This window comes from Paraburkholderia sp. MM5477-R1 (assembly GCF_050436385.1).
GTDB lineage: Bacteria > Pseudomonadota > Gammaproteobacteria > Burkholderiales > Burkholderiaceae > Paraburkholderia > Paraburkholderia tuberum.
Map to the genome: position 1 here is coordinate 1,847,470 of NZ_JBNDMC010000006.1, position 22,068 is coordinate 1,869,537.

The 22,068-nt window shown below is 61.7% G+C and carries 20 protein-coding genes and 2 pseudogenes; 15 read left to right on the forward strand and 7 right to left on the reverse strand.

The window, feature by feature from the left end:
• Nucleotides 1–24: 24 nt before the first annotated feature.
• Nucleotides 25–372 (reverse strand): helix-turn-helix domain-containing protein, encoded by a 348-nt coding sequence (locus tag OKW35_RS26935; RefSeq protein WP_429353571.1) that lies wholly within the window; start codon nucleotides 370–372, stop codon nucleotides 25–27.
• A gap of 229 nt (nucleotides 373–601) precedes the next feature.
• On the opposite strand from OKW35_RS26935, the gene OKW35_RS26940 reads away from it, so the two are divergent.
• The 8 genes from OKW35_RS26940 (at nucleotide 602) to OKW35_RS26975 (ending at nucleotide 5,265) form a co-directional block, all read left to right on the forward strand.
• The gene (locus OKW35_RS26940) at nucleotides 602–1,075 is read left to right on the forward strand and encodes a hypothetical protein (protein ID WP_429553621.1); all 474 of its coding nucleotides are present in this window, start codon (nucleotides 602–604) and stop codon (nucleotides 1,073–1,075) included.
• A 153-nt stretch (nucleotides 1,076–1,228) separates the two neighbouring features.
• Nucleotides 1,229–1,480 (forward strand): hypothetical protein, encoded by a 252-nt coding sequence (locus tag OKW35_RS26945; protein ID WP_429553622.1) that lies wholly within the window; start codon nucleotides 1,229–1,231, stop codon nucleotides 1,478–1,480.
• Nucleotides 1,481–1,548: 68 nt separating this feature from the next.
• Nucleotides 1,549–2,073 carry a hypothetical protein gene (locus OKW35_RS26950; RefSeq protein ID WP_429553178.1) on the forward strand — a complete coding sequence of 175 codons (525 nt, stop codon included), beginning with the start codon at nucleotides 1,549–1,551 and terminating at the stop codon, nucleotides 2,071–2,073.
• Nucleotides 2,074–2,212: 139 nt separating this feature from the next.
• Nucleotides 2,213–3,292 (forward strand): helix-turn-helix domain-containing protein, encoded by a 1,080-nt coding sequence (locus OKW35_RS26955; RefSeq protein WP_429553827.1) that lies wholly within the window; start codon nucleotides 2,213–2,215, stop codon nucleotides 3,290–3,292.
• A complete protein-coding gene (locus tag OKW35_RS26960; RefSeq protein ID WP_429354211.1) occupies nucleotides 3,238–3,414 on the forward strand; it encodes a type II toxin-antitoxin system CcdA family antitoxin in 177 nt (58 codons plus the stop codon). Before OKW35_RS26955 ends, OKW35_RS26960 begins: the two co-directional genes overlap by 55 nt.
• A 144-nt stretch (nucleotides 3,415–3,558) precedes the next feature.
• Nucleotides 3,559–3,996 carry a hypothetical protein gene (locus tag OKW35_RS26965; protein ID WP_429553179.1) on the forward strand — a complete coding sequence of 146 codons (438 nt, stop codon included), beginning with the start codon at nucleotides 3,559–3,561 and terminating at the stop codon, nucleotides 3,994–3,996.
• Nucleotides 3,997–4,671: 675 nt separating this feature from the next.
• Nucleotides 4,672–4,923, forward strand: a complete 252-nt coding sequence (locus OKW35_RS26970) for a hypothetical protein (RefSeq protein WP_429553180.1) — start codon at nucleotides 4,672–4,674, stop codon at nucleotides 4,921–4,923.
• 3 nt (nucleotides 4,924–4,926) lie between these two features.
• On the forward strand, nucleotides 4,927–5,265 hold the full coding sequence (locus tag OKW35_RS26975; protein ID WP_429353577.1) for a hypothetical protein: 339 nt from the start codon (nucleotides 4,927–4,929) through the stop codon (nucleotides 5,263–5,265).
• A gap of 691 nt (nucleotides 5,266–5,956) precedes the next feature.
• On the opposite strand, the gene OKW35_RS26980 is transcribed toward OKW35_RS26975, so the two are convergent.
• Nucleotides 5,957–6,775, reverse strand: coding sequence for an alpha/beta fold hydrolase (locus OKW35_RS26980; protein WP_429553623.1), 819 nt, complete (start codon nucleotides 6,773–6,775; stop codon nucleotides 5,957–5,959).
• A 342-nt stretch (nucleotides 6,776–7,117) separates the two neighbouring features.
• Here OKW35_RS26980 and OKW35_RS26985 point away from each other — a divergent pair.
• The 4 genes and pseudogenes from OKW35_RS26985 (at nucleotide 7,118) to OKW35_RS27000 (ending at nucleotide 11,299) form a co-directional block, all read left to right on the forward strand.
• Nucleotides 7,118–8,036: pseudogene (locus OKW35_RS26985) on the forward strand (LysR family transcriptional regulator).
• 441 nt (nucleotides 8,037–8,477) lie between these two features.
• Complete coding sequence (locus OKW35_RS26990) at nucleotides 8,478–9,749, forward strand: IS110 family transposase (RefSeq protein WP_429488491.1); 1,272 nt, start codon at nucleotides 8,478–8,480, stop codon at nucleotides 9,747–9,749.
• Between the two features lie 599 nt (nucleotides 9,750–10,348).
• Nucleotides 10,349–10,567 carry a four-helix bundle copper-binding protein gene (locus OKW35_RS26995; RefSeq protein WP_409259127.1) on the forward strand — a complete coding sequence of 73 codons (219 nt, stop codon included), beginning with the start codon at nucleotides 10,349–10,351 and terminating at the stop codon, nucleotides 10,565–10,567.
• A gap of 84 nt (nucleotides 10,568–10,651) precedes the next feature.
• A complete protein-coding gene (locus OKW35_RS27000; protein WP_429553624.1) occupies nucleotides 10,652–11,299 on the forward strand; it encodes a dienelactone hydrolase family protein in 648 nt (215 codons plus the stop codon).
• Here the strand turns inward: OKW35_RS27000 and OKW35_RS27005 are convergent.
• Entirely contained in the window at nucleotides 11,296–12,408 is a 1,113-nt protein-coding gene (locus OKW35_RS27005) for a CapA family protein (protein WP_429553625.1), read from the reverse strand. The two genes, OKW35_RS27000 and OKW35_RS27005, sit on opposite strands and share 4 nt — an antisense overlap.
• A 114-nt stretch (nucleotides 12,409–12,522) precedes the next feature.
• On the opposite strand from OKW35_RS27005, the pseudogene OKW35_RS27010 reads away from it, so the two are divergent.
• Nucleotides 12,523–12,758 (forward strand): annotated as a pseudogene (locus tag OKW35_RS27010) (integrase); the annotation flags it as partial.
• A 213-nt stretch (nucleotides 12,759–12,971) separates the two neighbouring features.
• Here OKW35_RS27010 and OKW35_RS27015 read toward each other — a convergent pair.
• Nucleotides 12,972–13,160, reverse strand: coding sequence for a hypothetical protein (locus OKW35_RS27015; RefSeq protein WP_429353581.1), 189 nt, complete (start codon nucleotides 13,158–13,160; stop codon nucleotides 12,972–12,974).
• Between the two features lie 357 nt (nucleotides 13,161–13,517).
• Nucleotides 13,518–14,054 (reverse strand): hypothetical protein, encoded by a 537-nt coding sequence (locus OKW35_RS27020; RefSeq protein ID WP_184041163.1) that lies wholly within the window; start codon nucleotides 14,052–14,054, stop codon nucleotides 13,518–13,520.
• 768 nt (nucleotides 14,055–14,822) lie between these two features.
• Between OKW35_RS27020 and OKW35_RS27025 the strand changes: the two genes are divergently transcribed.
• Entirely contained in the window at nucleotides 14,823–16,085 is a 1,263-nt protein-coding gene (locus OKW35_RS27025; RefSeq protein WP_429553626.1) for an IS110 family transposase, read from the forward strand.
• 518 nt (nucleotides 16,086–16,603) lie between these two features.
• Here the strand turns inward: OKW35_RS27025 and OKW35_RS27030 are convergent.
• Both OKW35_RS27030 and OKW35_RS27035 read right to left on the reverse strand, forming a co-directional pair.
• Nucleotides 16,604–18,955, reverse strand: coding sequence for a filamentous hemagglutinin N-terminal domain-containing protein (locus OKW35_RS27030; protein ID WP_429553627.1), 2,352 nt, complete (start codon nucleotides 18,953–18,955; stop codon nucleotides 16,604–16,606).
• 559 nt (nucleotides 18,956–19,514) lie between these two features.
• Nucleotides 19,515–20,405 (reverse strand): LysR family transcriptional regulator, encoded by an 891-nt coding sequence (locus OKW35_RS27035; protein ID WP_429553628.1) that lies wholly within the window; start codon nucleotides 20,403–20,405, stop codon nucleotides 19,515–19,517.
• 99 nt (nucleotides 20,406–20,504) lie between these two features.
• On the opposite strand from OKW35_RS27035, the gene OKW35_RS27040 reads away from it, so the two are divergent.
• On the forward strand, nucleotides 20,505–22,058 hold the full coding sequence (locus OKW35_RS27040) for an AMP-binding protein (protein WP_429553629.1): 1,554 nt from the start codon (nucleotides 20,505–20,507) through the stop codon (nucleotides 22,056–22,058).
• Nucleotides 22,059–22,068 lie beyond the last annotated feature (10 nt).

Genomic DNA, 22,068 nt, shown 5'->3' on the forward strand with positions numbered 1-22,068 from the left:
CACTTGGAGAGCAGGGATGCTGGTTTAGCTGCTGCGCCGGGACCGCCGGTGTGAGCGATCGGTCGCCTCGCTGTCACGCGAATGGTCGGTGGCAGTTGTCACGCGCCTTTTGACCGCATTCGGCGCTTTCTTGGTCGAGCGACGAGATTTTCTGAGCTTCCGTTCGACTTCGGCGAGAAGTTCACTGGGCGAGCATTTCAAAGCGGCAGCAAGCGCGAACAGCATAGTCAGAGTTGGCTGGTGCTGGCCAAGTTCCAGCATGCTGACGTAATTGCGCCGTATATCCGCTTCAAAAGCGAACTGCTCCTGTGTTAGCTCGGCGCGGATACGGTGCTCGCGCAGGACCGCCCCGAAGACTTCGGCCAACTCCAAATTTTTCTCCCAGTGAAATGGGAGCACTCTCCAGTTGGCGCTATAATTTGTCTTCCCAGTACACTGGGAATAAAACGGGAAATATCAGGCTGAAACCTATATGCAGTCTGGGTTTGGCGGATTTTTCGTGGTGGTGATTTGTTCGCGGGAGGGTGTTTGATCCTCTTGGGGAGGCTGGCGCGGCCACAGGCGGCTAGTTGATAGAGAAAGCAATGAGGTAGTTGGCAGTATGTTTGTGACGAGTGAAAGAAACCGTTTGCCGCCGTACGCGCTGCCGTTCGTCGAGTCCGAAGGCGCGACCGCGTGGACGGCGATCGAGCAGCTGATTCCGCGGGACGTGCTGATCCTGCGGGTGTCGCCGGCACGCTCGCGGGTGGTCCCCACGATCGTGATGCTCGATTTGTCCACAACGGCGCCGCACTTGGAGCAGTTTGTCGGCGGGGATGTCGTTCTCCGTGGCGCCGCCGTGCTGAGCACAAAATTCGCGCGCGAGGTCGACCGGTGGAGGCTCGATCCGCTGAGCGAGATCCGGGTGGGCGTCACCGAGCCCGAACAGTACAGCCAGGGCGAGCGGCTGGTGACGGTGACCCGGTTCACGACCGCGGCGGGGCGCACGTTCTCCGTGCCGGTTGCCCTGGCGACGCGTCCGGCGCGCGGCAGGCGGCTCTGGCGCGCGAAGGCACCAGCCGCTGCCGGTCGCTGACCTTGGCTCGCAGTGGACGCCGTCCGGACGTGGGGCCGGGCACGACTATCACCGCGATGCACCGCGGCCGGACGAAGGCTGGCCGTGATAATCCGCCTTATCGCGGCCAGCGCACCACCGGCGCATCGGCTGCGGCTTCAAACAGGGATCGGTATGAGCAGACGCAGGCGGGCGATCGGGCTTCCCGACGAAACCTCCGAAACACTGCGCGCGCGGCTGCGGCGCTTCGTGCGTGCGACCCGCGACGACGTAACCGGGGCCGTGCCGATCCCGTTTCCCGCACACGTGACGGTGCTCGCCGGGCCGCTGCGGCGGATCCGCGGCGCGCGCGAACACCGCATGATGCCGGGGCCGGAGGTGCGGGCTGGGTCAGACGCGCGCAGGGATGATGGCGACCAACCCTGATCAGCCCCGGGCGGGTTCGCGCTGGATGACACGGGGCGAGCCGACGGCAACATGACGAAGTAGCGGACATGACGGATACACACTTTCACGGCGCATTGCGCTGGCCACTGCCGGCTGAACTCGAGCCGCAGGCTGGCTGGAACAACCGGTATTTCCTCGACACGGAATTCACCGACTTCCGGCAGTGCCAGCTGCTCAGTCTCGCCCTCGTGGGCGAGAACGGGTACGAGTTCTACGGCGAGCGGACCGATTTCGATCCGGCGCTGTGCAGCGACTTTGTCCGCGCCGTGGTACTGCCGCAGCTCGGCCAGTTCGAGGGGCGCGCGATGCCGTTTGCAGCGCTGCGCGAGGCACTGCGCGCATGGCTCATGGCGGTGCCGGGCGACTCCGGGCCGGTGCTGTGCTACGACTACGAGACGGACCTGGCCCTGTTGCGGTTCCTGCTGGGCGGCCCGCTGCCGCGTGGCTGGCGGCTCGAGAACATCGCAGGCACGCGCAACCCGGAGCGGCGCGCCGCCTACTACGCGCGCCATGGCGGCGAGCACCATGCGCTACATGACGCGCGCGCCAATGCGTACGCGTGCACCGGTTGAAGCCGGGCGGCTGCCGGCCGGGCCGTCGTCCGGTCTCCAGCGTGCGGACGCATTTCTTCGCTCAAACAGAAACAGCCTCATGAAGGGGATCAGGATGGCCGGGATGCGTGTGTGGATTCCACGATCCGACGTACCGCGGATGGCACAGCGCCTGCGGGACCGACGCAAGGCGTCAGCGATGACACAGGGCGATCTCGCGGTCAGGGTGGGAGTGGCAAGAGTGACCCTGGTGCGCAGGGAGAAGGGAAGGTGGCCGCGCACCGTCGCAGCCGCCACCGTGAACGCGCTGGAAGCGGCCCTGCAGGTGCCGCCGGGTTGGCTGCTCGGTCCTGAAACGCAACCGTTGCCGGACCCCGTGTTCAATGCAGCGGATGCCGTCGCCCGCGCAGACGGCGATCCCCAGTCATGGATCCCCGCCGCCCGGTGCCGCGAGATCGGCCCTCACGCGCGGCGGCTGCGCAGTGAACTGGGCCTGTGCGTTGCGGAGGTGGCGCGCGCCTGTCACGTGTCCCGTCCCACGCTGTTGCAGTGGGAGCAGGGGACGTTTCCGAAGGCGCTCACCGTGGCGCGCCTTCGCACCTGGGAGCACGCCCTGCTGCTCGCGCCGGGGCAACTGCTGGCGCCGTCGGCATCGCATCCCGGGGTAGGCGATGGCCGCTGGCGCGTGACGATCGGCACGGAAACGCTCGAGGCTGCCATCCATCGCGTCGCGGCGTGCCTCGCCACCCGCGGACGCAACCTGCTCCAACCGGAGCAGCCGCTGGATGGCCGGGCCGCGCGCGATGCCGACCTGCTGGCCCACCGCTATGGGGTGGGCGCGCATCGCTGGCCACTGGTCGACGTGGCCGTCTCATACGGGATCGATCCGTCGCACGCACGCCAGACCGTCGCGCGCATGGTCGCGCGCGCGGCCGGGTTCGCCTTCAGGATTCCGGTGCTGGATGACATGCTCGCGGTGGGCGCGGCGGGCTTTTCGTTCACGACCGCCGTTGCCGATGGCCGCATGCGTGACCTGCTGGGGCCCTCGCTGTCCATGGAACGCGCTGCGGCATTCGCCGGCGAAATACTGTCCCGGCGGATCACCGGTGCGGATCCTGGCAACGCGGTGGCCGGCACCCGCATGCCGGCGAAAGCGGCGAACCCTTCGCTGGCCGCGGACGTCGTCTGTGTTGCGAAGGAACATCGCCTCGACAGGTCGCAAGTGCGCAAGGGGGCGTAGCCAGCCTCGCGCCCGGCCGGCAGGGCGGGGTATGGCGGAAGGAGAACGCGAAAGCCATCGAAAGCGAGAACGCTTGCGTGGCGCAGCAGGGACTTCCACTCGACGGCTACTGGAAGTTCTGAGGGGGCGTTCAGCTGTCCGGGCGAAGCCACCGGGACGGCCTGATTTGCTGGGGGGCAGGCGATCGCGGCGCAGGTTCGGGACCTCGACCCGATGCGCGTCCGCGCAACTGCGGCACCGGATGACAAGATCACAAGGAAAGGCGAATGCTTCGAATCACCATTGAATTGCTGCCCGGTGGACGGGAAGACGGAAAGCGGGTCATCGCGACGGCGGACATCGCGCGCGTGAGTGGCGGCGCACTCGCGGACTACAGGGTGGCCCTGGACGATGCGGTGCTCGGGCAGGTTGGCGCGCGGGCCACGGTGCGCGGCTATCCGAGATGGGCGGGCAGCGTATGGGACCTCGTTGCGCGCTGTGTTGCCGCCGCACTGAACCAGGGACGCGAAGCATTACCGCCGCGACCCACGCAACCGCAGGTGACGGTTCACGTGAATGACGCAGGCTACCGTTACGTGCGTCTGGATGAGATTCACGAGCCTGCCAGAACGTACTTCGACAGGAAACTGGCCGGTTCGGGCATTCCTGACCACGGCTGTGCTTTCGCGCACGACTGGTTCGACTTTCTCAACGGCCAGCGCTGATGCCAGAGCGGTGCGCCGTGCTTTGTAGCAAGTTGCAGCCTCACGCACACCATGTCGATCAGATCGAACCAGCCGTCGCCGCACTCGAAACCCCACAGGCAGAAAACCGTTGGGACGGTATCCAGATCATCAGCGACTGTCGGGTTGACGTCGAAGATGAGCGGGTATTTTGCCCGCAGGATGCCTGACAGTTCCTCGCGCACCGTTCTCTCGCTCCCATTCCTGTACCGCCATTGCAGCAACGGGATCGATTGTCCCATAGTGAAAGGCTCTCCGGAACCCGAGTGCGGTGCACGGTCAGTGATGGGCGATGATGGCGTTCTGGAATGCGCTGCAAATTTTATAAGCGTCAGGCAGCACGGCCGCTCGGCCAACCTGCTTCTCGCCAGACACCCTATACGCCGGGCATCGGAGATTGCGACAATGGCGCTCCCTGAAGCATATTGCGGTTATCGACTCGAGTCTGTCATGGCCGCATGCAGATCGGCTGCTTCATCCGGAAGAAGGGATAAGGCTGGACCACCTGCGAACCTGTCTGGCCAACCGGGATCGCATGATGAACAGTGAAATGAGAGGCGGCTGTCAGTGACGCCGCGGACCGCATCCAGTATCTGCAGCGATTGGCCGCCGACAATCAGGGCATCGGCGAAACGCTCGCAAAAGGGACAGGGATTCATGAGTACCAGGAACCACATCAAGTATCAGGCGAAAGAGGGTGATCAGCCCGGCTGGGATCTCTACACCGAGATTCTTGAGCCGGACGACGTCGTGTATCTCGAGCTCGACGGTGTAGCCGCTGAAGTCACGATGCTCGGCAACATGGAGCGCGGCCCGGGCACGGTGCTGTTGCGCCTGCCGGTCGACACTGCGAAGCAGCTTGGTCTCGTGCCGCCGGACTGGGAAAAGTCGGACTGGGCAAAAGGATAGGTCATGCGCGAATACCGGGACAGGACGGTGCAGGAGGTCGCGGCATGCACATGCGACCGCTGCGGCCGGCGCATGACGCCCGTTGACGATCAGTGGGAGTGGTACGAAAAGATGTCGCTCGATTGGCGTGGCGGCTTTGGCTCGATTTTCGGCGACGGCGCCCATGTGAGCCTTGACCTTTGCCAGCAGTGTGTCCGCGATACGCTGGGGCGTTGGCTTCGCGTCGATCCGCCGTCCGGACCGGATGGCTCAATGCAAGCCCTGAAGGGCGTCGTGCCCCGACCCAATGCGCCGGTATCTGTCGACAGGATGAATCCCTGGGAATTTCACGAGCGCGACTAGAGGGCTTACCGCCCCATGCGGCTCCGCGCGTCGCTCAGACTTTCCGATCATGGATTGCCGTTTCTCATGGGGCATCCCGAACTCACCGTCGCGACACTCAGGCGGCTCGTTACCTTCGGATGAACAGGTTAGCCTTATCGCTGAACGAGTCTTGTCGACCGCATCGCCGCCGGTGCGACGTTGGGAGTTCAAGCGCAGGTAACAAGATGGACCGGTCGTTCATGACGGCGCCTCAGAGGCAGCAGCTCGGCCTGAGCCGTCATTCGAGCATCGGTGCCGGTCAGACGGGTATGGGGCGCTTTCCTGTCGTTCACAGGTCGGTGGTCGCGAATGACTCGTCCCGCGGAAAGCGAATGAGTACTTGCGACCCGTTGCGGACATTTAGATGTCGGTGCTGGCGAGGCGGCTATGGGTGTGCTTTCCGGCCGTTCGCAATGCAGCCGCCGCGATTGTCAGTCGGCCGCATGCGACCCAGAGTGTGTTAAAACCTGCGCCGCGACCGGTGATCGGGAAACCGAGGGGTAAAGTGACACTCGAAAACCGAGGGATTTCGAGTTTTGACACACTCTGGGCCGACTGCTGTCCGACGTGGTCCGCTGAAACTCAACCCTTAGCCGACACGTAGGTCGAGTGGCGCACCCGTGGAGCGGGCCACTCGAATTGCCTAGCTCTGGTTCGGGCTTGCGTCCCGTCAGGAGCTGATGAATTTGAGAAGGTCGGGGTTGAGGACGTCCGCGTGGGTAGTCAGCATGCCGTGCGGGAAGCCAGAGTATGTCTTCAGGACACCGTTCGCAAGCAGGTCAACCGCGCGGGGCACCGAACTGGCGAACGGGACGATCTGGTCGTCTTCGCCATGCATGACCATTACCGGCACAGTGATCTTCTTCAGATCGTCGGTGTAGTCCTCCAGCCAGGAGGATACGGTCTCGTAATGGGCCTGGGCGCTGCCGGCCATGCCCTGGCGCCACCAGTTCGCGATCACCGCCTCAGACGGCTTGGCGCCCGGACGGTTGAATCCATAGAACGGACCCTCCGGGACTGCCCGGTAAAACTCCGACCGGTTGCCAAGCACGCCTGCCTTAACCGCGTCGAACCACTCCCGCGGCTGACCGCCAGGGTTCGCGTCGGTTTTCACCATGTTCGGCGTCAACGAGGCCACCAGCACTGCCTTGGCGACCCGCTCCTGGTGACGAGCGACGTAGCGGGCCACCTCGCCGCCGCCGGTGGAGTGCCCGATGTGGATCGCGTCGCGGACGCCGAGGTGTTCGGTCAGTGCAGCGAGGTCGGCGACCCAGTGGTCCATGTCGTTGCCGGTGCCGACTTGCTCGGACCGACCGTGCCCACGCCGGTCATGGGCGATTACCCGGTAGCCGTGGTGAAGGAAAAACATCATCTGGGCGTCCCAGTCGTCGGCCGACAGGGGCCAGCCATGGCTGAAGATGATCGGCTGACCGGACCCCCAGTCCTTGTAGAAGATCTTTACGCCGTCCGGAGTGGTGATCGTAGGCATTGCTGGTACCTCCTTTGAAAGATTGATTGAAGCGTTGGTGCTCCGCGAGGCATCGAGAACGCTGCCAGCGGCTTCTTTCGCAGTCAAATTTCACAATGCGCATCTGAAAACTGCGAGCGGAGCTCACTCCGACAACGCCGCGATGGACTGCCGTGGCAGAACACGATGCTAAGCTTGGAATCTATGGACATCGCCCTCTCCGTCCCGGATGCGACTGGTTTGACCGTGGTGCCTCCGTCGATGCATAGACGGAAGCTACTGCAAAGATTAGGCATCCCTTTCCCTGAGGACAAAGACTTTGTAAGACTCTTACCTATACCTTGAAGGCATATCGGAGATCCGATGGAACTTCGACATTTGCGATATTTCGTTGCCGTTGCGGAGGAAGGCAGCCTATTGACGGCCGCTCAGCGGAGACTGCACACGTCGCAGCCGTCGTTGAGCCGGCAGATTCGCGACCTGGAATCCGAAGTCGGTGTGAAGTTGCTGGAGCGCCAGGCACGTGGCGTGGCGCTCACCGCCGCCGGGAGAGTTTTCCTTGATCACGCGCGCCTGGCGCTGTTGCAAGTTGAAGCGGCTACTGACGGCGCGCGGCGGTGCGGAACAGCCGGAAAAGCCTGTCTTGTCCATGGGTTTCCTTGCCGGGCAGGAAGTTGTGTGGCTACCCCATGCGTTACGGATCCTCCGGGAGGAGGCACCGCAGGCCGAGATCACGTTGTGCAGTCAGTCTTCCCCAGAACTTGCTCTCGGGCTGATGCGGGGGAAGCTAGACGTTGCGTTTCTTCGCCGTGAGCGACAGACGGATGGCCTGTCTTTCAAGGTCTTGGCAAAGGAGCCTTTGATCGCCGTGCTGCCCGCAGACCATCGCCTGACGTCACGCAAAAAAATCCGGCCGCAAGATCTTGCCCGCGAAATCTACGTCAGTTCAGCCAGGACTTCGCCTGTATTGGAGTCCGTGATTCAGGATTACGCATCGAGAGTCGGAATCACGCTCAAGGCGGGGTACGAAGGCGAGAACCTCCCGTCGGCACTGTCGCTTGTCACATCCACCGGTGGCGTTACGCTTATCCCGCTATATGCGCAAAATATGCTGACACCGAATGTTGTTGCGCGGGCGCTTGACGGCGTGCCGCCGACGATTGATCTCGCCATGGGATACAACAATGCGAATACAAACCCCTTGCTTCTTCGACTTTTATCTCGTGCCGATGAGTTGGTCGCAAACGTTCAAGATCAGAGCATCATCCGGTATGCCGTCTAGATAATGGGTGCCTGCCCGTTCGCTTCGAGATCGAATGGCCGCTTTGCCGGACAGGGCGGCCGTCTAAATGTCAGCGTGGCACGAAACACGAATGACCCTTCCTGGCCGCACAGCGACGGATGGCCGCTCACACCCTTGGCTACGCCTCATCCAAATCGCATCAGACTCATGTCGACCCTGTATAGATAGTCCGTTCCGCTTTCACTGATACTGGTAGCACTGGCAGCTTGCTGCCAGTGCAAGCGGAACATGCACCCGCGGGCTACGAATATCTCGACCCAAACGCCTGGACGTTTGCGGCTTTAGCTTCGAGTCCGCGGGTGCGCTTGCGCTCGTCAACGAATACTCAGGGTTCGCCGTCGCACCGGCTCACTATATTGGCTTCGCTGAACGCAAGCATGCATGTCCCTGCCAGACAATCTATCACTTGCAGAGGTTCACATGTCGCCTCTATCGGATCAGCAGTTTGCAGCGTATGTTGGCATCGACTGGGCGGATGCGAAACACGATATCTGCCTGCAGGCTGCCGACGACACCAGGCGAGAGTTCAGTTGTGTTCCTCATCAGGTCGCATGCATTGATGAGTGGGCAAAGGGATTACATCAGCGCTTTGATGGGATGATCGCGGTTGCCCTCGAGCTGGCAAGGGGACCAATAGTTTCCGCGCTTCAGAAGTATGATTTCCTGGTCCTCTTTCCGATTAATCCATCGACGCTCGCAAAATACCGCGAGGCGTTCAAACCGAGTCGGGCCAAAGACGATCCCACCGATGCCGAACTGGCACTCGATCTGCTGCTTCGCCATCCCGAACGGTTCGCTCCACTGAGACCGCAAGGTGCGGGCATGCGTTGTCTGACGAGCTTGATCGAGCAGCGCCGTGAAATGGTCGGCGACAAGACGCGATTCACTAACCGCTTATGCAATACGCTCAAGCAGTATTATCCGCAGGCACTGGAATGGTTCGCGCACATCGACACGGTACTGTTCTGCGACTTCATTACGCGCTGGCCGACGCTTTCATCCGTCAAACGCGCCCACCGCAGTACCCTTGAGGCGTTCTTCCACGCGCACAACTGCCGCCGCCCCAGGCTGATCGAGACGCGTCTGGAGTCCATCCGCTCGGCCACCCCTCTGACTGAGGATCCCGGCATCCTCTCACCCTGCCGGCTGCACGCGTTGGCGCTGGTGGCACAACTGCGAACGGCTCTCGCTGGGATCGATGTGTTCGACAGGGAGATTGCGATGGTCGCGCGAACGCTACCTGACTTCGCCCTGTTTGAATGCCTGCCGGGAGCGGGCCCACATCTGACACCGCGGCTGCTTGCCGCATTCGGCGAGCAGCGTGAACGCTTCAGGCACGCTGCTGAACTGCAGAAGTATTCCGGCATTGCGCCGGTCACTGAGCGCAGTGGCAAGAAATGCTGGGTGCACTGGCGCTGGCAATGTCCGACGTTCCTGCGCCAGACATTCGTGGAATGGGCCGGCCAGACAATTAACAAGTCATTCTGGGCGGGCGCTTACTACCGGCAACAGCGAGCGAAGGGCAGTTCGTATCAGGCCGCCGTCAGAGCTTTGGCGTTCAAGTGGATACGGATCCTCTACCGCTGCTGGCAAACTCGGACACTGTACGACGAGAGCGTCTATCTGAATGCATTGAGGAAGCGCGGCTCGCCTCTCCTTGGAAGCCTCGCACTTCCCCCTCGAAATACTTGACGGACGGACTCAGGGCGTGAAGCCGCCCCTCGAGCAGGCGCAGACTGAGCGGCAGCTTTCAAGGATAGAACGGCCACCGCTCCACTGGAGCAGGCGGCAACCGTTGCGGTGGTTGCACTCATTTGCTATCGCCGTTGGTCCAAGGAAAGTTGGCCGCACTGGGACCGCTTCGGTTGAGACGAATGTCGATCACCGAGCGGCCATCGCGGAAAGCGTCGACCTGGGAGATTAGTGCCTCAGTTTTCACCTTGTCTCGAAGAATCTCTTCCGGAACCGCGGCGAACCGGTACAGCGAATCAAACTCGAAACGTTTAACGAAGCTATTCGCGAGGAATCCGACTCGTAGCTTCGCTTTACGGCACCGACACGAGCGACTACGCTGCTATGAGAGCCGCGCTGGTCGGCCCTGAAGTTATCGCAACACGTTGCGCCTTGCCTTCGAGGAGAGCACGCGGCGGACGCCGAACAACTCTATTCAAGCTGGAGCTTCGTCGATGAACCCCGAAATCTATCAGCCGTCTATTGAAGCCTGCGATGCTTGTGCCGCTGCCTGCGATCGCTGCGCATCCGCCTGCCTCGATGAACCGGGCCGGGTTAACATGGCCAAATGTATTCGCCTCAACGCCGATTGCGCTTCGCTATGCCGCCTCACATCTGCGGCCTTGGCTCGACAAAGCCATTTCGCACCCGAGTTTTGCGAACTCTGCGCACGGATCTGTGACGAGTGCGCCGATGAATGTGCGCGGCACGTACCCGAGCACTGCGGAACATGCAGCGATGCGTGCCGGAGATGCGCGGAAGCCTGCCGGGCAATCTAGTGTCTTGCTCAGCAACAGCGCGCCCGCCGACGGCCAGCGCGTCGCGTATCGGGTCGGAAATGCCCCACCCGGTTTGAGGATGTCATGGAACCTAGGCTCCAATTGCAGGAAGTCACCATTCCGGTGGAGGACGCCTCCCTGATGGGCACACTCGCGCTGCCACAGGACGCTCAATCACTGGTTCTACTCGCGCACGGCAGCGGCAGTTCACGATTCAGCCCCCGTAACCAGTACGTGGCCACCGAACTCAATCGGGCCAAGATCGGAACGCTGCTGATGGACTTGCTCTCCGAGCAGGAAGACACCGGTCCCGCTGCCCGCTTCGACATCAAGCTGCTGGCGATGCGTCTCGCGCAAGCAACGGCCTGGATCGCGGCGAAGCAGACGACACGCCTCTCTTTCAGCTACTTCGGCGCGAGCACGGGCGCGGCTGCGGCGATCCGCGCGGCGCACGTGTCGTCGGTCCCGGTTGAGGCGATCGTTTCGCGAGGCGGCAGGCCCGATCTCGCCGGACGCGACGTCCTCGCCGCGGCGCAGGCGCCTACGTTGCTCGTGGTAGGCGGGCTCGACGTCAATGTCATCGAAGTCAACCGGGAGGCCTTCGCTCTGCTCGAATGTCCGAAGGATCTTGTGATCGTCCCCGGCGCCACCCACTTGTTCGAAGAACCCGGCACACTGGAAGCCGTTTCACGGTACGCGGTGCAGTGGTTCAAGCGTTATCTCGGCGCCTAAGCGCCCGAACGCAGCACGAGCGTGTCGTTAGCGCGGCGCTCCACAGTGGCGCCCAATGGCTGACTCTCCCGATTCAGCGTTTCGTGTAACCATCGAATGCCTTCTTCAGGCGCCCGGTTGATCTGGAAGTGGCGTGTCTGCGTCGGCGTCATCGACAGTTCGGTCAGCGTGCCCGTTTCAAGGTCGAGCGTTGGAAAATACATCAGCGCAAGGTCGCTGCGAAACGCTACCTGACCGCCGATACCTTCATAGTCGTTGATGAAGTCCCCGGCGCCGTACAGGACGAGTTTGCCTCGATACAGCTCGATGCCCTTCACGTGATGCGATGAATGGCCGTGTACGAGATCCACGCCCGCCGAATCGATGAGTTCGTGCGCGAAGTATCGCTGCGAAGCAGGTATGTCGAAATCGAAGTTCTCGCCCCAATGGATCGAGACGATGACAATGTCGGCTGCCTGCCTGACCGCTCGCACCTGCGCCGCGATCGTGCATACGGTGTCAGCCGAAAGATCAGGGAGCCGGTTCACGCCGGCTCGGCCCCAACCGGCGGCCCAGTCCGCGCCCACGCCGCTGCATTCCGTGGCAAAGGCGAAGATCATCACTCTGCCGCCGCCCGCCAGTTCGATCAAGGCAGGCGCGGCGGCCTCGACGTCGTCCTGCCCCGCGCCAGCCGTATGAATGCCGGCTGAACGCAAGGCATTCAGAGTTTCCGTCAACCCGCGAAAGCCCCAATCGAGCACATGATTATTCGCGAGCGCGCAGCAGTCAATTTTCGCGGCGCTCAAGACGGGCGCGTTGGCGGGATGCATGCGGTAGTGGATGCCCTTTCCGGGCCATGCGTCCTCGCTGGATGTGACGGCCGTCTCGAGGTTGATGATGCGCGTGGCAGGACTCATGCGCTCCAGTTCGAGCAGCGCATCGCCCCACACGTAGCTGAACGGGACACACTTCGGTAACGAGCCGGTTTTCGCTTCAGCGAGGCGCACATAGCCTCTCGCCGAACGCATATGGGGTTCGAAGAGATGGGGCAGGTTCGGATGCGGCAGTATCTGATCGATACCGCGTCCCAACATCACGTCACCGCACAGAAACAGCTTGATGCAGTTCATCCTTCTGGAAAAAACCAATGTTCCCGGTGCGGTAAGCCGCCCAGAACGCCTTCAAGATAGTTTGCTGGCACTTCGGCGTCTAGCGTTCGGGGCCCGCGACGCAGTTTCTACAATCGTCCCGCTCTCTCGCTCACGACCGACGATGCGATCGCGTACCGGGCGTTGCTGCGACGGCCGCGCCGGCCGGGCCGGCCACAGCCGCGCGATTCCGCCGAATAGCGGGCGTTCGCACGCGGCCAGACGGTCCGCTCGCCGCGTATGCGCTCGCCGTGCTGCGCGCGCTCTTTGCGTGGCTCGTCGGCCAGCACTACGTGATCATCAATCCGTTTGCCGGCGTCATGGTGCGCGGCGACACTCCGAACTCTTGAGCGTTCGTGGAAAACGGGATTGCGGTCCATGCTAACGTTCAATGTGCGCATCGACCGCGTCGTGCGAATCTTGATGCACAGTGCAGCCCATTCTCAGGTGATTTTGGACGCAGCGGGCCGGGGCACCATATCGCATGGCGCCTCCTGAATTGCTAGCCCTCCTCGTTCACTGAGCGCCTGGGAGCGGACTCCTCATCAGCGTCTCGTGATGTTGACGGCCACGATTTCGTATCCGGGGTCGGCGTGCTCGTTCGCGACTTTGTTCGCATCCTCATACGAGAGAAAGGACGTGGCTTCCTTAATCTCCGGTGCCATGCCGATATCGCCGTCCTCTGCGGTGCAGAGGAAGTTCTCGCCAGTCTTCACAACGTAGCCGGTCGTCATGTCTCCCTCCATGGCTTGCAGGGGAACTTCCAGTCTAGCAGGCCGGATGGGTTGCACACGTATCGCTGCCGAATTCCTGACGGCCTGCGTATCGCGCGCGAGAAGCAAGGTACTGGTGCTCGATCTTTAGCCGAGATGTTCGATTAGACTCGCGATGCAGCGGTAGCCTCTCGAGCGCAACGGGCCGTTGTCGGATATGAAGCCGACCTTCGTATGTCTCTTCTCACGCACGGACGAAAGGCTGATGATGGCCGGGTTCTGCCTCATGAGCCCGACGACTCCGCACAACACCACCAACGAGCATGCAAAAGGCATATTGGTCCTGGAGCGGCCCTTCGAATTGCCACTGATCACTTCTTATCCGGGGTAAATCTGAAGACAGGTGGCGCATGGCGCAATATACGCCCCGTCCGCACTCGCGACCACAATATGGGCCGGTATGCTTTCGGCGAAAATCGTTTCCGGAAAGGGAATGACGCTTATCTCTTTGAGAGTGACCTTTCTCAAATACATGTTCGAGACAATCTTCTTCTCGGCGCAGCCTTTATTGAAGCTCGCTTTCCCGACGATATCAGTGGACACTTTTCGAGAAAGATCGAATTTCACGCCAGTGTACGCCTCGAGGCCTCTACCAAGTCGAAAGTGCCCGTTCAACGCCGACCCGCCAGCTTCGTCAATCATCTGCGTCATGACAGCCTTTTGCAAGGCGGGGGATAGCCCGAGATAATGATACTTATCCGAGCCGATCGCAACGGCAATCACGCCCGCCGCTGAGATCGCGTTTTCTTTGAAAAAATCCGCAACTTTTTCGGCTAGTGCGTAGGTTTCTTCTGTGGGACCTGGATAGTTGCCATAATATTTTTTGGTTAGTTCTATTGCTGTTTTGAAGCTCATATCCTTCTCCCCGACAGCAGTGACAGAGGCAATGATTCAAGATAGCACAACTTTGAAGACCTGCTGGTTCTTGAGTGCCGACGTTCGGCTGGAAGCGGATGAGACTTGCCCGCCGACCAAGCGCGACGATCGTCACGCGCGTGTCCTCTCAACCTTCACCGATGCTCACGAGCGGCGCATAGGGCGATCTGAGAGGCCGACTTTTCGGGTGCCGGTCCGGTTGCGCAGGAAAGGGAGTTTTTCAACACATTACGAGTGGATCTGTCATACGCTGGGCGCATCCATCGACAGCATGTCGACTTTGCTGACGTTCAGTGAACGACAGTGGTGATGCGCTATGGGTTGGCCATGCGATACCAAACAATTTCATCACCTCCCGGGCTGAGAAATCGATGCAGGCGTAGGGCGCCAGAGTCAGTGCAACCGTGCACGCCGAAATTAAGACTTACCTCCAGTCGCGCCAGACTTGTAGCGTTTCGCCGGACGCAATTGGCTGTAGCCGACCCTTTATAGATAGTCCGTCCCGCTTTCATCGATACTGGTGGGACTGGCAGCGAGCTGCCAGTGCAGGCGGAACATGCACCCGTGGACTACGAATAAGTCGACCCAAACGCTGGACGATTGCCGAGTTAGCTTCGAGTCCACGGGTGCGCTTGCGCTCGATAACGAATACTCAGGGTTCGCCGTCGCACCGGCTCACTATATTGCCTTCGCTGAACGCAAGCATGCATGTCCCTACCGGGTAATCTATCACTTGCTGAGGTTCACATGGCACCGCTATCGAACCAGCAATTCAAGGCTTTCGTCGGCATCGACTGGGCCGATACCAAACATGACATCTGCCTGCAGCAGGCTGGCGACGACAGGCGCGAGTTCGACTGCATCCCTCACCAGGTTACACGCATTGATGAATGGGCAAAGGCGTTATATCAGCGCTTTGGTGGTCCCGTCGCGATCGCGCTTGAGCTGGCCAGAGGGCCGATCGTCTCTGTGTTGCAGAAACATGCGTTCGTCACACTGTTCCCGATCAACCCCGCAATGCTCGCGAAGTACCGCGAGGCGTTCAAGCCGAGCCGGGCCAAGGACGATCCTACTGATGCCGAACTGGCACTCGACCTGCTGCTGCGCCATCCGGAGCGGTTTGCCCCGCTCCGGCCGCAGAGCGCCGGCATGCGTTCCTTGCTGAGCCTGATCGAGCAGCGTCGTGAACTGGTTGGCGACAAGACCCGATTCACTAACCGGCTAACCAGCGCACTCAAGCAGTATTACCCTCAAGCCCTGGAATGGTTCGAGGACATCGACACGGTGCTGTTTTGTGATTTCCTGACCCGCTGGCCAACTCTGCCAGCAGTCAGGCGCGCGAACAGAAAGACCCTTGAAACGTTCTTCCATGCGCACAACTGTCGCCGGGCCAGACTGATCGAGGGACGTCTGGAATCGATCCGTTGCGCTGTGTCGCTGACTGACGATCCCGGTATCGTTGCACCTCACCGGTTGCTCGCGCTGATGTTGGTGGCGCAACTGCGCACAGCGCTCGCTGCGATCGACGTGTTCGATAAGGAAATCGCGGCAGTCGCACGAACGCTGCCCGACTTCGACCTGTTTGACAGCTTGCCCGGCGCAGGTCCGCATCTGACGCCTCGTCTGCTGGCTGCATTCGGCGAGCAACGTGACCGCTTCAAGGGCGCTGATGAACTGCAGAAGTACTCCGGCATCGCGCCGGTCACCGAACGCAGCGGCAAGAAGTGCTGGGTGCACTGGCGCTGGCAGTGCCCGACATTCCTGCGCCAGACCTTCGTTGAATGGGCGGGCCAGACCATCAACAAATCGTTCTGGGCGGGCGCCTATTATCGGCAACAGCGTGCGAAGGGCAGTTCGTATCAGGCCGCCGTCAGGGCGTTGGCGTTCAAGTGGATACGGATCGTCTATCGCTGCTGGCAGACCGGAACACGGTACGACGAGGGCGTCTACCTCAACGCCCTCAGGAAGCGTGGTTCGTCACTCCTCCAGCACCTCGGGCTTCCGGGGTAACCCTTTCCGGTCGACGGTTACGCAGCTCGTTCCGGGTCCCGGTGGCTTCGATTTGACGTGATGTCGCGAGTTGTCCACGGCCGGCCAACGGGTCGCGTGCTACGACCATGACGCTGGCCGGCGGTGGGCAACTCGCCCGGCCAGCAACGTGCAGGTCAAACCGGGAGGGCTTCGGAAGAACAGGCTCCCGTTCAAAAACACTTGACGGACCACCTCAGGGCGTGACTCGGCCGCTCGGGCTGTCGCCGACTGAATGGCGGTTCGCAGAGTATATCGGCCTTCCAATTGATCGGTGTCAGGCGGATCGTTGGCCGGATGTGCTTCGCCAACGAACGTTCGCGATTCCCGGCCATGCGTACGGGTAGCAAGACGGCTTTCGGTCGTACGCTCTACGTGAATCGGTGCATGTCATCCGCCGGGAAGAACGACCACGGCAGGGCGAAACTCGCGAAAAATCTGTCTGCCGCGTCTCGCGACGCGGCAGACGCTCATGCAAGCGTCGGTACGGTGGCTAAGGTTCAGTGCCCGGTGACTTGCCAGGTCAGAACGGGGTGCGTCGCTCCGGGCGGCATCGTCCATGCGCCGTTCGGCCCGAAGTCCCAGCCAACAAAACTGGCCGGGTCGCTCATCTGGGCCGTAGTGAGCCCGTTCGACGCTGGCAGGTTGCCGCCGCTCGACGACTGTCCGGTTGTCTGTACGTTCCAGTAAACGTCGCTCCCAATGATGCCACCGCAAGCGGGTGCGCAGATGCCGCCGGTCGTGGTCGAACCGCCGGTCGTGCCCGAACTCACGGGACCCGCAACGAAAGACTGAGTGATCGTTCCTTGGTTGATCGTTTCTCCGTGTCCCACGTACGTTGCGCTTTCATTGTCCAACACAAGTCCTCCCGCGGAGACGTAGGAACGTTCAGATCCGGTGACCGATCCGGTTGTGTATGACTCAGTGATCGTGCCTCCGTTAGTGAGGGCCAGCCCGGCGGCACTGCCCCCCTGGAGGGTTGCGCTGCTGCCCGAGCGCGCGATCAGCCCGTCGTTCTCAGCGACAAGTCCGGCGATCTCGGTGTATGAATTGCTGACCTGTGTGCCAAAGGCCCCGGAGGTAAAGACGTTGGCGATCGTTCCGTAGTTATAAAAGGCCAGTATCCCGGCGCCGAGGGGTAAGGTTTCAAAGGGAGCCGTGAGGCTCACGTTCGAGTCGACGTTCACGTCGCGCACGACACCGGTTGCGCCAATATCACCAAATATCGCGACATCGCTTGGCAAGACGTTGGAAATCGTATGCCACATACCGTCGAACTGGCCCGTGAACATAACCGGAATGAACATAACCGGACTCCCAGGGAAGGGAGGACCAGCGAGCGTTACGAACGCGAAATTGCTCCCATCGATGTCCTTGCCGAGTGCGTAATTGCCGGCCAGATTGTTCTGGATGTTCTGCAAGTCCGTGATCGAATTGACGAGTTGATAACCAGTTATCTGTGTCACGAGCCCGCTGTAAAGCGGTGCGCTCCATACCGGATTGGCGACAAGCGTGCCGGGGCTGTAACTACCGTTCATATCGTAGAGCGCGCTGACGATGCCCGTACTCTTCGACCAGTCGATCGTGCCGTTGTTGATGACGCTGCCACCGTTGTCAGTTCCCGACGCGTCGGCGCGCAACGTCAGGTTGCCCGCACCGGAGTTCGCGATGGTCGTACCCGTCGCTACCGAGACATCGTGGTACGCGGCAAGCGTGAGCGAAGCCGGACCGGACCAGCGCAGGCTCGACGCGACGCCGAGGTCGCCCGTTGCGCCGTTCGCGCCCGTCGTGGTCACGTCGACCGAAGTGCCCGCGTTCAGACTGCGCTGCAACGCATGCGCTGCGACATCATCGATGGTGAAAGCGGGCGTCGAGAGATTCCATTGGCCTGCATCGACCACCGCGTGCCTGCCGAACGCCAGTTGTGCCGCGTCGGTATCGACCGTCCCGCCGCTGCCGTCGGCGTTCCTGGCCGTGATCACGCCCGACCGCTCGACCCGGCCGCTGTCGGCGACGAGCCACACATGTCCGTCGCGGTTCGCCGTGCCCGTCGCGCGGATGCGCGCGCCACCGCCGGCGAGCGCATACACGTTGCCATCGGCGGCCTGGAGGCTGATCTGGGCGGCTGCGATGCGTCCCCCGTTGACGACCAAACCATCGCTGCCCGTCTGCACGAAAACCTGTCTGCTGCTGGTCGAGTCCTGCAACAGCACCTGACCGCCTGCCGCCAGTTCCACCGTGCCGGCAGGCGCTTTGATAGTGCCCGCGTTGACGACCGCCTGTCGCGCGATCAGGAACACATCGCCGCCGCTCGAACTGATTTTGCCCAGGTTGATCACGCTCGCATTGGAATCTCCCGACAGCGTGAGCGCGCCACCCTTCATGAACGCACAGTTGCAGACATCGAGTGTAGACGCGACGAATCGGCCTCCCGTGCTGATCACGCCCGATGGCCCCACGACGATGCCCTGCGGATTGATCACATACACGCTGCCTGTTGCGCCGAGTCTGCCGAGGATGGCCGACGGCGAGCCGCCCGTGACCCTGTTCAAGGTCGCGCCCGTGCCGTTGACGAACGTAACGCTGTTGTTCCCGCCGACCGAAAAGCTGTTCCAGTCGATCACACCGCGGGTCGAACCGGGTTGGGTGATCACGAGGCTGTTGCCCGCGCCCGCTATCGTGCCCGTGCCGGCGACGTAACGGCCGCCCTGCGGCAGGCTGCCCGCCGCGAACGCCACGGGTGTCAGGCAAAGTCCAGTCAGCGAAATGCCAATGGCGAGCCAGATGCGTCCGTTTGACTGTTGACGATGCGGTGCGCGTCGCGCGGACCGCGGTGGTTCTGCACATGACATACAGCCCCCTTTCCGCATGCATGCGGAATGGCCGCCAACGACCCGCGGAGCCGACCGGAGACGCGTGAGTCGCCGTGTCTGAAGAATAGCAGTTGGCGTCGCGCATGCATGCCGATATCTCAGCGTTTGGCACCTTCTTATGGGGACTTTTGTGCCACTTCGCCAGGTCAGAACGCGGTAACCATAAGGGAAACAAGGGAAGGTCCAAACCAAGGCTGTAGATATACCGAACCCGAAGAAGGCGGACCAGGAAGATCAGTTGTGTTCCGGTGGCCAATGGCCGCTGGCGGCTGCAGAACCGACGTCTAAATGTCTGGTCAACAGTAGCGGCGAATGACACTTCCTGGCCGGCAGTACGCGTTCACACCATCAACCCGAAAGCCGCCGTTGTGGACTCCAATGTCGGCTCTGTAAAATGTTCATCGAACTGGTGCTATCGGCCAATTTCTGCCGTTGGGTAAGCGCGTTTGGCGGTCCGTTCTTGTCCAGGGAGCGGACGATGGCACAAAAACACTGCAACTTCGCCCGTTCTAATATGACATGTACGCCTCTAGCTGGTTCAGCTGCTCCGCTCCTGTAGCAGTGCCACCATGCGTTGGGCAAGCGGAGAGAGGTAAGCCCCGGTCCGGAACACTACGCCAATACGTCGACGCAAGTCGAGTTCCTCCATGTCGAGATTGAGCGCGCGCAACCCCTCGAGACTCTCGAACGATTCGGTGCCTGCTATGCAGAGCATCGTCGTGCCGCGCAGCAGATGTAGTAGCGAGGTGCTACCGAAATCGGTTTCCACGCGAAGCTTCGGCGGCCCGAGCCCCTGCCGCTCGAAGGCCGCGTCGACCTGCTGCCGCAGCAGAATGTTCGGTCCAGGCAGCAACCATTCCTGACCTGCCAGATCCGCTAGCCGTAGATTGCGCTTGCGATGTAGTGCATGCGCCTCATCGGCTAGCACGGAGAGCGAGTCGCGAAAGAGCTCGACGAAGGTCACGTCGCCTACGCTGCGAGTCGGCTCGGGCGCCACGACCAGATCGAGTTCGCCCGCCATGAGGAGGTCGATCAGATCGCGCGCGAGCCGGCGCCGCAGTCGCAGACGCGCGGCCGGGCGTTCGTTCAACAACTGCCGGCAGGCGCCCAGTACCAGCGCGTTTGGCACCGTTGGCGAATAACCGATGCGAAGCACGCCCTGTTCGCCGCTCCGGATCGCATGCATTTCCTTCAGCGCGTCTTCGTATTCGAGCGCAATGCGCTGCGCACGTACGATGAACAGCGCCCCTGCCTGGGTCGGCACGATACCGCTGGCCGTGCGCTCGAACAGTCCCAGGCCAACCTGCGCCTCCACGCGTTGAATCGCCTTGGTCAAAGCCGGCTGGCTCATGCCTAGTACCTCGGCGGCACGGCCAATGCCCCCGTGCTTCTCGACGGCAAGCAGATATTCCAGGTCCCGTGTCTCCATTGTCATTCCTAGCGGCTATGACTTTATAGCCAACGCGTCATTGTGGTGATCCCCTCCATCTTACAGACTAAGAGCCAGATCGATAACGGGAGACACCGATTGGGCTTTGCTTATTTTCTGCGCCGCGCCGCGCGTTGTTGGGGCGACACCGTAGCGGTCATGCATCGCGAGCGCGAGCTGACGTACCGCCAACTCGACGAACGCTCAAGCCGGCTCGCGAATGCATTACTCGGTCTTGGACTGACGAAAGGCGACCGGGTCGCGGTTCAGGCCCGAAACTGCACGCAACTGGTGGAGATCGAATGCGCGCTCTACAAGGCGGGGCTCGTCAAGGCCGCGTTGAATCCGCGCTTCACGGTGCACGAAGCCGCTGACGTAGTCGAGAATTGCGCACCGCGCGTGATGATCGCGGGAGCGGGATACACGACTTACGATCGCAACTCGTCAGGTTTCCGTTCAGTCGAAACATTCATTTCTCTTGGCGAAGCGGCGAACGGCTATGCCGACTACGAGACACTGATTTCGCGGGCCAGCGCGAACCTGCTGGACGTCACTCTGTCGCCCGACGACCTCGCCGTGCTGCACTTCTCGTCCGGTTCGACCGGCAAGATCAAGGCGGCCATGCAGACCTACGGCAATCGCCTCGCGTCGCTGCGCAAAATCCTGCTGGGCATGGACCGTCCCGCGAAACCCGGCGACCGCCTGGCGCTCATCGGACCAGTCACGCACGCGTCGGGCATGTTGATGCAGCCGTACCTCTATTCGGGCGCCACACTCGTGCTGTTCGATACATTCGAGCCAGCGCACTTTCTTTCGGAAATCGAACGACTGCGCATTACTCACGTGTTCATGGTGCCCGCGATGATCAACATGCTGCTCAACGACGCTGCGCTGGACACCGCCAATCTCAAGAGCCTGAAGATGCTCGGCTACGGCGCCGCGCCAATGGCGCCGGCGCGCATCGAGGAAGCATGGACGCGGATTGGGCCGGTGCTGTCGCAAGGTTACGGCGCGAGCGAGTCGACCTCGGGCGTCACGCGCCTGAGCATCGCCGATCATGCCGACGCAATCGCGCACCGTCCCGAAAGGCTGGCATCGTGCGGTCGGCCGACCGGCGAGACTGAAGTCCTGGTGGTTGACGAACACGGCCGCGAAGTCACGGGCGATGCGATCGGTGAGGTCATCATGCGCGGCGCCGACGTGTTCCAAGGCTACTGGGGCGAGCCGGAACTCACGCGCGAAGTGCTCGTCGACGGCTGGCTGCGCACCGGCGATCTGGCGCGCGTCGACGAAGAGGGCTTTATCTACCTCGTCGATCGCCAGAAAGACATGATCATTTCCGGCGGCTTCAACGTGTATCCCAGCGAAATCGAAGCCTCGCTGTATCAGCATTCCGATGTGATGGAAGTATGCGTGGTCGGCGTGCCCGACGAGAAGTGGGGCGAAAGTGTCAAGGCGGTGGTCGTGCTGAAGTCCGGACGCAATACGTCTGCCGAAGAAATCATCGCGCATTGCCGCGCCCGCCTTGCTGACTACAAGCTCCCTCGCACGGTGAGCTTCGTCGCCGATCTGCCCAAGAACGCGAGCGGCAAGGTCGCCCGCAAGCTGGTTCGCGAGCAGTACTGGCAAGGCATCTCGCGTCGTGTCAACTGAAGGGGACAAC

What these genes read in the sequence shown, in the direction of transcription:
- OKW35_RS26940 (WP_429553621.1), top strand. Translation starts at nt 602, where the DNA reads ATGTTTGTGACGAGTGAAAGAAACCGTTTGCCGCCGTACGCGCTGCCG.
- OKW35_RS26945 (WP_429553622.1), top strand. Translation starts at nt 1,229, where the DNA reads ATGAGCAGACGCAGGCGGGCGATCGGGCTTCCCGACGAAACCTCCGAA.
- OKW35_RS26950 (WP_429553178.1), top strand. Translation starts at nt 1,549, where the DNA reads ATGACGGATACACACTTTCACGGCGCATTGCGCTGGCCACTGCCGGCT.
- OKW35_RS26955 (WP_429553827.1), top strand. Translation starts at nt 2,213, where the DNA reads ATGGCACAGCGCCTGCGGGACCGACGCAAGGCGTCAGCGATGACACAG.
- OKW35_RS26965 (WP_429553179.1), top strand. Translation starts at nt 3,559, where the DNA reads ATGCTTCGAATCACCATTGAATTGCTGCCCGGTGGACGGGAAGACGGA.
- OKW35_RS26970 (WP_429553180.1), top strand. Translation starts at nt 4,672, where the DNA reads ATGAGTACCAGGAACCACATCAAGTATCAGGCGAAAGAGGGTGATCAG.
- OKW35_RS26975 (WP_429353577.1), top strand. Translation starts at nt 4,927, where the DNA reads ATGCGCGAATACCGGGACAGGACGGTGCAGGAGGTCGCGGCATGCACA.
- OKW35_RS26980 (WP_429553623.1), bottom strand. Translation starts at nt 6,775, where the DNA reads ATGCCTACGATCACCACTCCGGACGGCGTAAAGATCTTCTACAAGGAC.
- OKW35_RS26990 (WP_429488491.1), top strand. Translation starts at nt 8,478, where the DNA reads ATGTCGCCTCTATCGGATCAGCAGTTTGCAGCGTATGTTGGCATCGAC.
- OKW35_RS26995 (WP_409259127.1), top strand. Translation starts at nt 10,349, where the DNA reads ATGGCCAAATGTATTCGCCTCAACGCCGATTGCGCTTCGCTATGCCGC.
- OKW35_RS27000 (WP_429553624.1), top strand. Translation starts at nt 10,652, where the DNA reads ATGGAACCTAGGCTCCAATTGCAGGAAGTCACCATTCCGGTGGAGGAC.
- OKW35_RS27005 (WP_429553625.1), bottom strand. Translation starts at nt 12,408, where the DNA reads ATGAACTGCATCAAGCTGTTTCTGTGCGGTGACGTGATGTTGGGACGC.
- OKW35_RS27015 (WP_429353581.1), bottom strand. Translation starts at nt 13,160, where the DNA reads ATGACGACCGGCTACGTTGTGAAGACTGGCGAGAACTTCCTCTGCACC.
- OKW35_RS27020 (WP_184041163.1), bottom strand. Translation starts at nt 14,054, where the DNA reads ATGAGCTTCAAAACAGCAATAGAACTAACCAAAAAATATTATGGCAAC.
- OKW35_RS27025 (WP_429553626.1), top strand. Translation starts at nt 14,823, where the DNA reads ATGGCACCGCTATCGAACCAGCAATTCAAGGCTTTCGTCGGCATCGAC.
- OKW35_RS27030 (WP_429553627.1), bottom strand. Translation starts at nt 18,955, where the DNA reads ATGTCATGTGCAGAACCACCGCGGTCCGCGCGACGCGCACCGCATCGT.
- OKW35_RS27035 (WP_429553628.1), bottom strand. Translation starts at nt 20,405, where the DNA reads ATGGAGACACGGGACCTGGAATATCTGCTTGCCGTCGAGAAGCACGGG.